The organism is Oerskovia sp. PE-21s (assembly GCF_056158145.1).
Genome location: NZ_JBUXJM010000010.1, coordinates 71,784 through 85,778 on the forward strand (window position 1 = coordinate 71,784; position 13,995 = coordinate 85,778).

At 72.3% G+C, this 13,995-nt stretch carries 11 protein-coding genes; 8 read left to right on the top strand and 3 right to left on the bottom strand.

Going from position 1 to position 13,995, the window contains the following annotated elements:
* The first annotated feature begins 64 nt into the window (after positions 1-64).
* Positions 65-430: a DUF3040 domain-containing protein gene (locus tag ACZDYF_RS17250; RefSeq protein ID WP_475060522.1), complete on the top strand. Its 366-nt coding sequence runs from the start codon at positions 65-67 to the stop codon at positions 428-430.
* On the opposite strand, the gene ACZDYF_RS17255 is transcribed toward ACZDYF_RS17250, so the two are convergent.
* From ACZDYF_RS17255 to ACZDYF_RS17265, 3 genes are read right to left on the bottom strand one after another with little or no spacing between them, the layout of a single operon-like run.
* Positions 378-2,720, bottom strand: coding sequence for a transglutaminase TgpA family protein (locus tag ACZDYF_RS17255; RefSeq protein ID WP_475060289.1), 2,343 nt, complete (start codon positions 2,718-2,720; stop codon positions 378-380). The two genes, ACZDYF_RS17250 and ACZDYF_RS17255, sit on opposite strands and share 53 nt — an antisense overlap.
* Complete coding sequence (locus ACZDYF_RS17260) at positions 2,717-4,045, bottom strand: DUF58 domain-containing protein (RefSeq protein WP_475060292.1); 1,329 nt, start codon at positions 4,043-4,045, stop codon at positions 2,717-2,719. Before ACZDYF_RS17260 ends, ACZDYF_RS17255 begins: the two co-directional genes overlap by 4 nt.
* A gap of 1 nt (position 4,046) precedes the next feature.
* Positions 4,047-5,051, bottom strand: a complete 1,005-nt coding sequence (locus ACZDYF_RS17265) for an AAA family ATPase (protein ID WP_307824053.1) — start codon at positions 5,049-5,051, stop codon at positions 4,047-4,049.
* Positions 5,052-5,386: 335 nt separating this feature from the next.
* Between ACZDYF_RS17265 and mraZ the strand changes: the two genes are divergently transcribed.
* From mraZ to mraY, 7 genes are all read left to right on the top strand, one after another.
* Positions 5,387-5,821: a division/cell wall cluster transcriptional repressor MraZ gene (mraZ, locus tag ACZDYF_RS17270; RefSeq protein ID WP_204810482.1), complete on the top strand. Its 435-nt coding sequence runs from the start codon at positions 5,387-5,389 to the stop codon at positions 5,819-5,821.
* Between the two features lie 241 nt (positions 5,822-6,062).
* Positions 6,063-7,085 (top strand): 16S rRNA (cytosine(1402)-N(4))-methyltransferase RsmH, encoded by a 1,023-nt coding sequence (gene rsmH, locus ACZDYF_RS17275; RefSeq protein ID WP_475060304.1) that lies wholly within the window; start codon positions 6,063-6,065, stop codon positions 7,083-7,085.
* The gene (ftsL, locus tag ACZDYF_RS17280; RefSeq protein WP_191790662.1) at positions 7,082-7,525 is read left to right on the top strand and encodes a cell division protein FtsL; all 444 of its coding nucleotides are present in this window, start codon (positions 7,082-7,084) and stop codon (positions 7,523-7,525) included. Before rsmH ends, ftsL begins: the two co-directional genes overlap by 4 nt.
* 266 nt (positions 7,526-7,791) lie before the next feature.
* The gene (locus ACZDYF_RS17285; RefSeq protein WP_191790663.1) at positions 7,792-9,561 is read left to right on the top strand and encodes a peptidoglycan D,D-transpeptidase FtsI family protein; all 1,770 of its coding nucleotides are present in this window, start codon (positions 7,792-7,794) and stop codon (positions 9,559-9,561) included.
* A 245-nt stretch (positions 9,562-9,806) separates the two neighbouring features.
* The gene (locus tag ACZDYF_RS17290) at positions 9,807-11,492 is read left to right on the top strand and encodes a UDP-N-acetylmuramoyl-L-alanyl-D-glutamate--2,6-diaminopimelate ligase (protein WP_475060317.1); all 1,686 of its coding nucleotides are present in this window, start codon (positions 9,807-9,809) and stop codon (positions 11,490-11,492) included.
* A complete protein-coding gene (locus ACZDYF_RS17295) occupies positions 11,489-12,892 on the top strand; it encodes a UDP-N-acetylmuramoyl-tripeptide--D-alanyl-D-alanine ligase (protein WP_475060323.1) in 1,404 nt (467 codons plus the stop codon). Before ACZDYF_RS17290 ends, ACZDYF_RS17295 begins: the two co-directional genes overlap by 4 nt.
* Positions 12,889-13,989 (top strand): phospho-N-acetylmuramoyl-pentapeptide-transferase, encoded by a 1,101-nt coding sequence (gene mraY, locus ACZDYF_RS17300; RefSeq protein WP_191790666.1) that lies wholly within the window; start codon positions 12,889-12,891, stop codon positions 13,987-13,989. Before ACZDYF_RS17295 ends, mraY begins: the two co-directional genes overlap by 4 nt.
* Positions 13,990-13,995: the final 6 nt, after the last annotated feature.

Genomic DNA, 13,995 nt, shown 5'->3' on the forward strand with positions numbered 1-13,995 from the left:
CAACCGCTGAGAACCGGGGGTGCCCATGCCTCTGTCAGAGTACGAGCAGCGCGTACTGGAACAGATGGAAAGAGCGCTGACCTCGGATGATCCGCGGTTGGCGACGACGCTTCAGTCGAGCCCCCGGAAGTCGGGTCTGCGCTACGTCGCCGCAGGTGTCGGCGTGGTCGGAGGACTGCTTCTCCTCGTGTTCGGTGCGGCGTCGGCTTCGCCGGTGCTGGGAGTCGTCGGGTTCGTCGTGATGTTCGCGGGCGTCGCGTTCGCGTTCTCCGCGCCCCGCAAGTCGACGACCGGTCCGGTCGGGGTCGTGGACGAGCACGGCAAGGTCACGCCCCCGAAGGCCTCGGCCAAGGGAGGCGCGTCCCGTCAGGGATTCCTCACCCGACTGGAAGAGCGTTGGGACCGTCGACGCGAGCAGGGCGGTCGTTGAGCTCTTCACGAACCCCCGCCACCACCTGGTCACGCAACGCGGCCAGGTCGTTCGGCGGCGGAGGAGACCAGGTGCGCGCGTAGCGCTCCGACTCCACCTCTGCGGCCAGTGCGACGAGGGCGTCGACCGTCGTGTCCGGGAGGTGGCGGCCCGTCCTCTGCGCGACCTGGCTCGCCACGACGGCCGGCACCTGGCGGAGCGTGACGGACGCCTGCCAGCGAACGCCCAGGTCGTCGAGCTGCCGGACGAGATCCGCCCACGTCGACTCGACGTCGAGCTCGGGGGTCGAGCCTCCTCGGCGTCGCACCGCCACCCACCCCACGACCGACAGGACGAGGACGACCACCAGGGTGATGATGCCCGCGCCCCAGCCGCCCCCTGAGGTCGCCTGGCCGTCTTCCTGCCCGAAACCTGCCCCTGGCGCCGGAGCCGTGGTCTGACCGGTTCCGGCCGTGGCGTCCGGGCCGACCTGGCTCGTCGGCACGTCGTCGGGCACGGACGTCGAGTCGTCACCCGAGGGGCCGAGCAACGGGTCGGCCCAGGAGGGGACAGGGCCGGCCTGCACCGCGGGCGTCGGCTCGAACCTGACCCATCCCTGACCCGGGAAGTACAGCTCCGGCCAGGCGTGCGAGTCCTTGCCGGTGACCTGGTAGACGTTGTCGCTCGTGCGCTCGCCCGGCAGGAAGCCCACGGCCAGGCGCGCCGGGATCCCGACGGAGCGGGCCATCATCGTCATCGAGGTCGCGAACTGGACGCAGTACCCTTCGCGGTCCTGGAGGAAGTTCCACACCGTGTCGTCGGTCGCGCCGTCGGGGACCTGCGTGGAGTAGGTGAAGTTGGCTCCGTCGCGGAAGTAGGACTGCAGGGCGACCGCGGCGTCGTAGCGCGTCGTGGTGCCCGCGACGATCTCTTCGGCAAGGGTGCGGATCTCGTCCCGGTGCGCGCTGTCGGGGACCTCGACCACGTTGGGGTCTTCCATGTCGTCCCCCGAGCTGGTCCGCAGCGCGTCGGCGGTCAGCTGGCGCGCGAAGACCTCGAACGAGTAGGTCATGCCTGGCGTGGTCGCAGAGCTCCCCGACACCTCGTCCCGGGAGTCGTCGTAGAACCACTCGCCCTCGACGTCGAGCGACCTGGGCTCGGTCGGCAGGACCAGCTTCTCGTCGCGCAGCGTCCGGAGCGTGACGTCGACCGTCCGGGGGTCGCCCGACCCGATCTCGGCGCCGGTGGGCCACAGCACCTGCCCGGCGTCGACCGGGGGGCCTTGCCTCGAGTCGCCGCGGCGCCAGCTCTTCCCGTCGAAACCGGTCAGCGTGAACATGCGCAGGGGGCCGATGCTGGTGCTGGTTCCTCCCTGCGCCGCCTCCTGCGGAAACTCGTAGGTCAGCGCGACCTCCTGGGAGCGGGCGCCGAGGTCGTCCTCCATGTCCAGGTCGCTGGCCAGGCGTTCGGTCGGGCCGGCGGTCGTGAAGAACGCCGACCACGGCGAGCTCAGGATCTGGGGGATCGCGCCGGCGGCACTGCCCGCGACGAGCGCCACCACGGCGATCGCCGCGGTGGCTCCCAGGATTCCTCCGGCACGCAGGACCCGTGCGGCGGGGCCGACGGGGGCGGCCGCTGCGCCCCGGCGACGGCTCGCGAGGTGCGGGTTGTCGACCGCCACGAGAAGAAGGAGCGCGACGACCGTGACGACGAACACTGGCGGCGGGATGGCGCCTTCGATGACCAGGGGCGGGATCCACAGGGCGAGGAGCGGGAGCGCGGCTGCCGCGGGGAACCGCAGGCCGCCCACGACGAGGTCGGTGGCGAGGAAGACGAGGGCGGCACCGGCCACGGCGATGAGGGCGAGGGGGAACGAGGGGTCGATCGGGGCGACCTCGGCGGCGATCAGTGCCCGCCCCGCCGCGAGGCGGGCCAGGAGGCGATCGATGCTCGCACCGCTGATCGCGAGGTCGATGCCGCGTGAGGTCGGCCCGCCGAACAGGGCCAGGAGTCCCCAGGCCCCGACCACCAGTCCCGCCAGCGTGGGGACGATCCCCCTGAGCCCGACGTCGTGGCGTCGGGAGCGAGCATCAGGACCGCGCTCGAGCAGGAGTCGGGTGCCCCCGGTCACGAGAGCGAGCACCAGGACGAGCGCCGTCCCGGTGCTGGTCCACTGCCCTGGTCCGATGAGCACCGTGAGGGCTCGGAACGACGCGAGGGTCGCGACGACGACGAGGGCGGTGGTGGCGACGACCCGCAGGACGGTCGCGCGCGAGGCGCGGCGGGTTGGCTGGGGGGACGTGCTCGTCACCGGTGCTCCTCCATGAGTCGGTTCCATGCGTCGGTGATCGTGGTGGAGCGCGGGTCGACCGCGACGGCGTGCCACCCGATCGTGCGGAGCCTGGTCAAGGTGTCCTGGACGGCGGGTTCCCGGTCGTCGTGCCCGGGGGCGACGACGAAGGCCCAGTGGTTGCCGTCTCCCGCCAGCGGGACGAGCGACGGCCCGGAGAGAGGGCCGAGAGGGCCGATCACCGCGAACGTCAGCTCGCCGGGACGTCGAGAGGCTCGCAGCGCGTCCGCGGTCGCCGCGAGAGCGCGCTCCGCGTCACGCGGGCTGGCGTGGCCCTCGAGGTCGATCGTGTCGTCGAGGATCTGCGCGGCACCGTCGCTCCCGCGCCCGGTCGAGTAGGGGTACGCCTCGAGGGCCGGCGCCGCGGTCGCCGCGACGAGCCGGGCCGGGTGGCCGGCACCCAGGAGCGTGACGGCGACCGAGGCCGCCGCCTCGACCGCCCATTCCCCGTCCTGCGCCGCCCGCGACGACCTGTCGGTGCCCGGAGGGGGGAGGACTCCTCGGTCGAGGAGCACGGTGACGGGCGGCACGCCGGCGTTCTCGTCGGTGCGCACCATGAGCTGTCCTCGGCGGGCGGCCGTGGCCCAGTGCACGCGGCGGGGGTCGTCGCCCGAGACGTACTCCCTCAGGATGCTGTCGTCGCTCGACGAGGTGCGCGCACCGTTCGCGGACCGGGCGAGGTCGCCGAAGGCGCGCGACCCGCGTGTCGCCAGCTCGGTCGTGCGCGGGCGGACGGAGACCATGCTCCGTTCCCCGAGCGGCTGCGCGGCCCGGACGAGGCCGAAGACGTCCACCCTGCTGGTGAGGACGGGGCCGAGCGGCCAGCGACCGCGATGCTCGGGGCGCAGCCGGTACCGGACGGCGATCCGGTCGGGGTGCGAGACGACCTGCGCGCGCAGCGCGTCGTGCTCGCACAGCTCGGCCGCTGCCTGCTCGCTGATCTGCAACCGGGCCAGTCGTCCGAGCGCCGTCGCGGTCGGGGAGACGGGGGAGACGAGGAGCCGGGTGGTGACCTGATGACCGCGGACCGCGGGATCCGGCTCGACACGGCGCGAGACGCGCAGGGCGCCCCGGCCCCGGTCGATCCTGCGCAGCACCATCCAGGCCCAGGCGCCGCCGACGACGAGCAGCCCGGCTGCGCCGAGCGCGACGAGGTCCGCGAGCCCGAGGGCGGTGCCGGCTGCGACGAGGGCGATGCTCGCTGCGAGGACTGCGGTACCTCGGGTGGTGGGACGGACTCGCGCGAGCCTGCTCGGGCCCCGCGGTGCGCGACGCGGACCAGGCACCTCAGTGACGTTCCGTCGCCGTGTGGGCCGGGATCGGGGTCGCCTCGACGAGGGAGCGCACGACCTGCTCGGTCGTACGGCCCGCGAGCCGGGACTCGGTCGAGAGGATCAGCCGGTGCGCCAGGACGGGCTGCGCCAGGAGCTGGACGTCGTCGGGCAGGACGTGGTCGCGGCCCGCCATCGCGGCGACCGCCTTGGCGGCGCGCAGCAGCTGGAGCGAGGTACGGGGGGAGGCGCCGAGCTTCAGGCCGGGGTGCTCCCTGGTCTGGGTGACGAGAGCGAGCACGTAGCGCTTGACGGCGGGCGAGGCGTAGACGGACCGGGCGACCTGGGCGAACCTCAGGATCGTCGGGCCGTCGACGACCGGTTCGATGTGCTCGAGCGGGGTGTCCGACTCCTGGCGCTCGAGCATCTCGAGCTCGGCGTCGAGGTCCGGGTAGCCGACCGTGAGCCGGGCCATGAAGCGGTCCCGCTGCGCCTCGGGGAGGGGGTACGTGCCCTCCATCTCGACAGGGTTCTGGGTGGCGACGACGAGGAACGGGCGAGGGAGCCGGTGCGTGGTCCCGTCGACCGTCGTCTGCCCTTCCTCCATGCACTCGAGCAGGGCGGACTGGGTCTTGGGCGACGCTCGGTTGATCTCGTCGCCGATGACGATGTTGGAGAACACGGGTCCCGGACGGAACTCGAAGTCGTGGGTCTCCGTGCGGAAGATGTTGACCCCGGTGAGGTCGCTGGGCAGCAGGTCCGGTGTGAACTGGATGCGCCCGACGTGGCAGTCGATCGTCCGGGCGAGCGCCTTGGCGAGCGTCGTCTTGCCGACGCCGGGGACGTCCTCGAGGAGGAGGTGTCCCTCTGCGAGGAGGACGGCGACCGTCAGGTGGACGAGCTCCGGCCGTCCGGAGATCACCGACTCGATCCGGGTCCGGATCCGTCCGGTCGCCTCGACGAGCTCGCCGAGAGGATCGATCCCGTCGCGCCGTGGCGCGGTGGAGTAGTCGGTGAGCACGAGAACCTCCGTTGGTCACGCCTTGCATCTGGAAGGTCGAGCCTAGTAGACCATCCTCCCCACTTCCCTCCACGTCCGGATCACGGGATCGTCCGCCGGGCGCGCGGACCGGGGACGAGTCGGGCGTACTCCGCGAAGGCCCCGCAGCGGCGACGCAACGCGCGCGGCGCGCTCCACTGCTGCCCATGCCTTCTGACCTGCGGAGATTCTGCGAAGAGGGGTGAAATGAATCCGATATCCCAGGCCCGGTGGAGGCATGTGGAGTACTGTGGAGGACGAGGGAGCGGGAGGGGAGGTGCAGGCTGATGAACGAGTCGTTCAGCGGTTCTCCGAGCCTGCTCCTCGGGACGTACACCCCTCGGCTCGACGACAAGGGACGGCTCATCCTGCCTGCGAAGTTCCGTGGACAGCTCGCCTCGGGGCTGGTCATGACCAGGGGGCAGGAGAGGTGCTTGTTCCTCCTGCCGATGGACGAGTTCCGCCGGATGTACGACCAGATCCGCCAGGCCCCCGTCACGAGCAAGCAGGCGAGGGACTACCTCCGCGTCTTCCTCTCGGGAGCCAGCGACGAGATCCCGGACAAGCAGGGCAGGATCTCGATCCCGGCCCCGCTGCGGACGTACGCGGGGCTCGACCGGGACGTCGCCGTGATCGGTGCCGGCACCCGTGTCGAGATCTGGGACGCCGCCGCGTGGGAGACGTACCTCGCCGACCAGGAGGCCGAGTACGCCGCCACGGCCGAGGAGGTGCTCCCGGCGTTGCGCTTCTGACCGCACGGACCTCCGGCTCCGACCCGCACGACAGACCAGCACGAGCAGCACGAGAAGCAGGTGGCAGGCTCCGCACGATGAGGCCTCCTCCCGCCCGGTCTGGCGCACTTCCCCGGCGCCAGAAAGGACGCGGAGGGAGACCTGATCGGGCGGGGCGGCCCGCAGGACGAACGACGAACAGCCCGCACGCAATGCACCACCCCTCTTCAGCCCGACGAGGACCGACCAGGAAGGAGGCGTCATGACCACACCTCGCAGCACGTCAGGATCAGGAGCGGAGGACCGTCACGTGCCGGTCCTCCTCCAACGGTGCGTGGACCTCCTCGCCCCTGCCCTCGCCGAACCCGGTTCCGTGCTGGTCGACTGCACGCTCGGGATGGGTGGCCACACGGAGGCGGTGCTCGAGCAGGTCCCCACCGCGCGTGTCGTGGGGATCGACCGCGACCCGCAGGCCATCGCGCTCGCCTCGGAGCGGCTCGCACGCTTCGGTGAGCGGTTCCAGGCCGTGCACGCGGTCTACGACGAGATCGGCGAGGTCGTCGCGGACCTGGGGCTGTCTGCCGTCCAGGGCGTCCTGATGGACCTCGGCGTCTCGTCGCTGCAGATCGACGAGTCGGAGCGCGGCTTCTCGTACGCCCAGGACGCACCGCTCGACATGCGCATGGACACGACGGCGGGCCTCACGGCGGCCGACGTCCTCAACACCTACGACGAGCGAGAGCTGACGAGGATCCTGCGGGAGTACGGCGAGGAGCGCTTCGCGCAGCGGATCGCGCGAGCGGTCGTCCGTCGTCGTGAGGTCGAGCCCTGGACCCGCAGCGCCGCTCTGGTGGACCTCGTGCGGGCGAACATCCCGGCTGCCACGCGCAAGACCGGTGGCAACCCGGCCAAGCGCACCTTCCAGGCGTTGCGGATCGAGGTCAACGGCGAGCTCGAGGTGCTCGAGCGCGCCGTACCGGCCGCTGTCGACGTCCTTGCCGTGGGAGGCCGGATCGTCGTCGAGTCCTACCAGTCGCTCGAGGACCGCATCGTCAAGCGCGAGCTCGCCCGCGGCGCGACGTCGAGCGCGCCGGCCGGGCTGCCCGTCGAGCCCGAGACCCACAAGCCCTATCTCAAGCTGCTCGTCCGCGGGGCCGAGGAGGCTCCTGCCGACGAGCTCGAGCGCAACCCGCGCTCGGCCTCGGTCCGGCTGCGGGCCGCCGAGAGGCTGCGACCCACACCTGACCACCTACGCCACCGCCCACGAGGGGAGAACAAGCCATGAGCGCACGACAGGCCGCTGCCCGGCCTCTGACGTCGACCAGCCCGGCGCCCGCCCGCAGGCCGTCGCTCACCGCCCTGCCGGGAGGTGCAGCGGGGAGGTCGCAGCGCCCGCGGCTCGAGGCGGTGCGAGCCCCGCTGCAGGTGCGGTCCCGCGTGCCCTTCCTGGTCCTGTGCATGTCGATCCTCGGGGCCGCGCTGCTGGGTGCGCTCCTGCTGAACACGACCATGGCCAAGGGGTCGTACCAGATCTCGGACCTGCGGACCAAGGCGGGGGTGCTCGAGCAGGACACGCAGTCCCTGCACTCGCAGCTGCAGGCCGCGGCGACGTCGCTCCACAGCCGCGCGACAGCGCTGGGCATGGTCGAGTCCGACGCGCCGACGATGCTGCGCCTGTCGGACGGTGCGATCGTGGGAGCGCCGGAGGCCGGGAGCGTCCCGTGACCCGTGGGGCGGACCGGCAGGGTCGTGGCGCTCAGCCACGCCGTGCCGGGGCGTCCCGTGGGAGCGCCTCGGCGCCCCGCAAGGCCGGCGACCGCTCTGCGAGCGAGGCGTCGGCCGTGCGCGGCGCGAGCAGCGCTCAGCGGTCGCCCGCGCAGGGTTCGACCGTGGCCCGCAGTGGTGGAGCAGGGCGGGGCACGGGGCTCGGCCGACCCGCCGCGGCCGCCCTGCCCGCCCCCGGGCGTCCGGAACGTCGTCAGCGCTGGATCATGGGGATCGCACTGGCGGTCCTGCTGGTCTTCGCGGTCCGGCTCGTCTACGTCCAGGTCGTGATCGGCCCGAGCCTCGCTCAGGCGGCCGAGAACCAGCGCACGCAGTCGCACGTGACGATGGCGCACCGGGGGGACATCACGGACGCCGACGGCGTGGTGCTGGCCACGTCGATCGACCGCTACACGGTCTCGGCGGACCAGAAGACGATCCCGGACTTCGTGCCGTCGGCCCGGCACACGGTCGACGGGAAGAAGGTCGAGGGCACGGGGGCGGTCGCGCTCGCACGCCTGCTCGCCCCCATCCTCGACCGCTCGGCGCCCGAGCTCGCGGCCCAGCTCAGCGGGACGAACGGGCGGGTCAACCGCAACGTGATCCTCAAGAAGGACGTCGTCCCGGAGGTGCAGCGCCAGATCGTCGAGCTCGGTGTCTCGGCGTACATCAGCACGAAGCTGACCACCGAGCGCACCTACCCGGCGGGCACCACGGCCGGGAACATCGTCGGCTACGTCGGCGCTCAGCCGTCCGAGGACGGCACGACCGAGCAGGTCGTGGGTCTCGGAGGGATCGAGGCGACCTACGACGACCTCCTCACCGGGACCCCGGGGAGCGAGAGCTTCCAGCGTGCCGGAGGTGCGGGCGGGGTGAGGATCCCCGGGAGCACGCGCGAGAACGTCGAGGCCGTGCCCGGCAGCTCGGTGGCGCTGAGCCTCGTGCGCGACATCGGCTGGAAGGCCCAGGACTCGATCGACAAGGCGGTGGCGGAGACGGGGGCGGACTACGGGATCGCGGTGGTCCAGGACGTCAGGACCCAGGAGGTCCTGGCGCTCGCCGACTCGGGCGCGATCGACCCGAACGACCGCAGCGACGCGCGGGTCGCGGACGGCAGCCGAGCCGTCAAGGACGTCTTCGCGCCGGGCTCGACGGGCAAGGTCGTGACGATGGCCGCCGTGATCGAGGAGGGGCTCGCGACGCCCGCGAGCCAGTACGAGGTCGACTACACGTACACGACCGCGAACGGTGAGACCTTCAGGGACTCGCACGTCCACGGGCTGGAGAAGCTGACCCTCGCGGGCATCCTCGCGGAGTCCTCGAACACCGGCACGGTCATGGTCGGCCAGGACCTGCCCAAGCAGACCCGTGAGGACTACCTGCGGGCCTTCGGGTTCGGGGCGAAGACCGGGCTCGGGCTGCCCGGCGAGTCCGCGGGCCTCCTCGCCCCGGCCGACAAGTGGGACGGGCGGACCGAGTACGCGGTCCTGTTCGGCCAGGGGCTGGCGGTCAACGCGGTCCAGGCCACGAGCGTCTTCTCGACGATCGCCAACGGTGGCAAGCGCGTCGCCCCGACGCTCCTCAAGGGCACGACGGGCCCCGACGGCGTCTTCACCCCCGCCCCGGCGCGCGAGACGACCCAGGTGGTGTCGGAGTCGACGGCTGACCAGGTCCTGCACATGATGGAGGCCGTGGTCGAGGAGGGGTCCGGCGCAGCGGCGGCGATCGACGGCTACCGCGTGGCCGGCAAGACGGGCACGGCGGAGGAGGTCGGTGCGGACGGGCGGCTGACGGACATCATGGCCTCGTTCATCGGGGTGGCCCCCGCCGACGACCCGCGGTACACCGTGTCGGTGTTCCTCAAGAACCCTCGGACGAACATCTTCGGCGGGCTCGTCGCAGCACCTGTGTTCAAGGACGTGATGGGCTTCACGCTGCAGCACATGAACGTGCCGCCGAGCTCGAAGGTCGAGGAGCCCTACGCGACCGAGTGGTGACCGTGTCGGCGTGTGGCCGGGGTGCGCCCGTCGGGCAGCCTCCCGGGCAGGCGCGGGGCGCGTGCCGAGGTGCCGCTCCGGGGGCCCGTGGCGACGGCGCCCTGCGGACGGCCCTGTGGGGGTTCCCACACGGGCCGGCGCGGCGTGCGCCGAGCACGGCGGACGTGCGTGAAGGTCCCGTGAAGTACCCGGTCGGGGCGTCCTCGCCGACGGGGCGAGACCCTGACGCACGGTAGGTTCTACTCGTGACATCCCCGATCGACCGCCTTCGTCCCGCCACGTCCGTGCACCGCACAGCCCGGGAGCTCGCGACCGCCTTCGACCTCGTCACCGACGCCGGGGGGACGGCGTCGGGCCAGGGGGACGACGCCCTCGGAGCGACCGAGATCTGGTCCGTGGCCTCGGACAACCGCGTCGTCGCCGACGGCGACCTCTTCGTCGCCCTGCCCGGCGCGGGCACGCATGGAGCACGGTTCGCGAGCGACGCGATCTCGCGCGGCGCGCGTGCCGTGCTGACGGACCCGCAGGGCGCGCGGCTGCTCGCCGACGCCCAGGAGACCCGCGTGCCGGTGCTCGTGACGCAGGACCCGCGCACCGTCCTGGGGCACGTCGCGGCCTGGGTCTACGGACAGCCCGCAGCGCAGCTGACCACGTTCGCCGTGACGGGCACCAACGGCAAGACGACCACGACGTACCTGCTGGACCACGTGCTGCGCACCCTCGGATGGAAGGGCGGACTGATCGGCACGGTCGAGATGCGCTCGGGCGACCGGGTCCTGCCGAGCCGTCTGACGACTCCCGAGGCCGCGGACCTGCAGGCCCTGCTGGCCACGATGCGCGAGGACGGAGTCGGGACGCTCGCGATGGAGGTGTCCTCGCACGCGCTGTCGCTGCACCGCGTGGACGGCATCGTGTTCGACGTGGCGGGGTTCACCAACCTGAGCCAGGACCACCTCGACTTCCACGGGGACCTCCAGGAGTACTTCGAGGCCAAGGCTGCGCTCTTCACGCCGCAGCACGCGCGCCGGGGGGTGGTCGTGGTGGACGACCCCTGGGGCCGGCGGCTGGCCGAGGTCGCGACGATCCCGGTGGCGACGCTCGCCGTCGCCGGCGGCGACGACAGGACCAACGCCACGGACGCGGACTGGACCGTGACCGACGTGCGCGCCGTCTACCCGGCCACCGGCACGGGAAGCTCGTTCGTCCTGCGTCACCGCGACGGCCGCGAGCTGCGGACCTCGACCGCTCTCCCCGGTGGGTTCAACGTGGCCAACGCGGCGCTCGCGCTGGCGATGGTCCTGGAGGCGGGCGCCGACCCGCGCGACGTCGCCACGGCGCTCGAGGCGGCCGGCGGCGTGAGCGCCCAGGTTCCCGGGCGCATGGAGGTCGTGGGCACCGCTCCACGCGTCGTGGTCGACTTCGCGCACAACACGGACGCGCTCTCGCTCGCCCTGGCCGCCCTGCGCCCGACGACGACGGGGCGCCTCGTGGTGGTGTTCGGCGCGACCGGGGACCGGGACAAGGGCAAGCGACCCAGCATGGGGGCGGTCGCGGTCGAGGGCGCCGACGTGGTCGTCGTCACGGACGACGACCCGCACGGGGAGGACCCGGCCGCGATCCGCGCGGAGGTGCTCGCCGGGGCGAGGGCGGCACAGCAGGCCGCAGAGGCGGGCGAGGGCGCAGGCGTGCGCGACGGCGTCGGGCACGGGGGAGCGGCACGCGCGCGAACCGTGGTCGAGGTCGCACCGCGAGCCACCGCGATCCATGACACGATCCGGGAGGCCGACGCGCAGGACACCGTCCTGATCGCGGGCCGTGGCCACGAGGTCTGGCAGGAGATCGCCGGGGTGGACCATGCCCTGGACGACAGGGTGGAGGCGCGCGCCGCACTGGCCGCGCGCCACGAGACGACGAAGGAGCACGGAGAATGATCGAGCTGACTGCGGCGGAGGTCGCCGCAGCGACCGGTGGGCGGCTGGCCGCCGACCCGGACGTGAGGGTGACCGGCTCGGTCGTCATCGACTCCCGACGGGTGCAGGAGGGCTCGCTCTTCGTGGCGCTCCCCGGGGAGCACGTCGACGGGCACGACTTCGTGCCGGTCGCGGTCGGCAACGGCGCGGCGCTCGTCCTGGCGGCGCGCGACGTCGACGCGCCGGCGGTCGTCGTGGCGGACGTGCAGGCCGCGCTCGGCGACCTGGCCCGCGAGGTCCTGCGTCGCCTGCGCGCGACGGGCGACCTCCAGGTCGTCGGGATCACCGGGTCGGTCGGCAAGACCACCACGAAGGACCTCCTGGGGCAGCTGCTCGCTCCCCACGGCCGGACCGTCGTGCCGCGGGGCTCGTTCAACAACGAGATCGGCCTGCCCCTGACCGTGCTCGAGGCCGACGCCTCGACCCGCTTCCTCGTCCTCGAGATGGGGGCCAGCGGCATCGGCCACCTGACCTACCTGACGCAGATCGCGCCCCCCGACGTCTCCGTCGTCCTGGCCGTGGGCAGCGCCCACCTGGGGGAGTTCGGCGGGATCGAGGCAGTGGCCACGGCCAAGTCCGAGATCGTCACGGGCCTCGCGCCGGGGGGCACGGCCGTCCTCAACGCGGACGACCTGCGGGTGGTCGCGATGGCCGCCGTCGCGCCGGGTCCCGTGCGGACGTTCGGCACCATCCCGGCTGCCGACGTGCGCGCCGAGAACATCGGGATGGACCGCAGCGGGTGCGCGTCGTTCGACCTGCGCGTGCGCGGGTCCGAGGTCGAGAACCTCCCGGTCCAGCTCCGGCTGGTGGGCGAGCACCACGTCACCAACGCGCTCGCGGCGGCGGCGGCGGCGATCCGGCTGGGGCTCGACCCGCGCTCCGTCGCGGCCGGTCTGAACGAGGCGACCGCGATCAGCCCGCACCGCATGGCGGTCACGGAGCGTCCCGACGGCATCACGGTGATCGACGACTCCTACAACGCGAACCCCGACTCGATGCGCGCCGCGCTCAAGGCCCTCGCGGTCATGGCGGGGCGCGAGCGCAGGTCGGTCGCGGTCCTGGGCGAGATGCGAGAACTCGGGCCCGACTCGCGCGCCGCTCACGACGAGATCGGCCGTCTCGTGGTGCGATTGAACATCAAGCTGCTCGTGGTGGTCGGTGACGGTGCCGGCGGCATCCACGACGGCGCCACCCAAGAGGGGTCCTGGGGCGATGAGACTCGTTTCGTGCCTGACGTCGAGGCGGCCTCCGCGCTGCTGCGCGACGAGCTCCTGCCGGGCGACGTGGTCCTGGTGAAGTCGTCGAACGGCTCGGGCCTGTGGCGCCTGGGCGACGAGCTCGCGGGTGAGGTGCGCCCGTGATCGCGATCCTCGTCTCCGCGTGCGTCGCGCTGCTCGTGGCCCTGCTGGGGACCCCGCTGTTCATCAAGTTCCTGGTCCACCGCAACTACGGCCAGTTCGTCCGTCAGGACGGCCCGACGGCGCACTTCACCAAGCGCGGCACCCCCACCATGGGTGGGGTCGTCATCATCGGGGCGACCCTGATCGGCTGGGCGATGTCCTACGTCGTGGCGTCGATCGTCTCGGACACGCCGAGGACGCCGAGCGTGTCCTCGCTCCTCGTGCTGTTCCTCATGACGGGCCTCGGCCTGGTCGGCTTCTTCGACGACTTCACGAAGATCCGCAAGCAGCGCAGCCTGGGCCTGTCCCCCCGGGCCAAGATCGTCGGCCAGGGGGTCGTGGGCGTCACGTTCGCGGTCCTCGCGCTCCAGTTCCCCAACGAGAACTTCCGCACGCCGGCCTCGACGCACATCTCGTTCCTGCGGGACACGAACCTCGATCTCGCGTTCGCGGGGGCGACGGTCGGCCTGATCCTCTTCGTCCTGTGGGCGAACTTCCTCATCACGGCGTGGTCGAACGCGGTGAACCTGACGGACGGCCTCGACGGGCTGGCCACGGGCGTGTCCGTGATCGTCTTCGGCAGCTACATCCTCGTGAGCATCTGGCAGCTCAACCAGAGCTGCCAGATCCTCGACGCCGCCGGGCCGCGCTGCTACGAGGTCCGCGACCCGCAGGACCTGGCGATCGTCGCCGCGGCCATCATGGGCGCGTGCGTCGGCTTCCTGTGGTGGAACGCGAGCCCCGCGAAGATCTTCATGGGCGACACGGGTTCGCTCGCCCTGGGCGGCGCGCTGGCCGGCCTCACTATCCTGTCGCGCACCGAGGTCCTCGCGGTCATCATCGGTGGCCTGTTCGTCATCATCGTGCTCTCGGACGTCATCCAGATCGGGTACTTCAAGATGACGGGCAAGCGGGTCTTCAAGATGGCGCCCCTGCACCACCACTTCGAGCTGTCCGGGTGGGGAGAGGTGACGATCGTCATCCGGTTCTGGTTGATCGCCGGCCTGTTCGCGGGTCTCGGGCTGGGGATCTTCTACGCGGAGTGGGTGGTCAGCTAGTGTCCG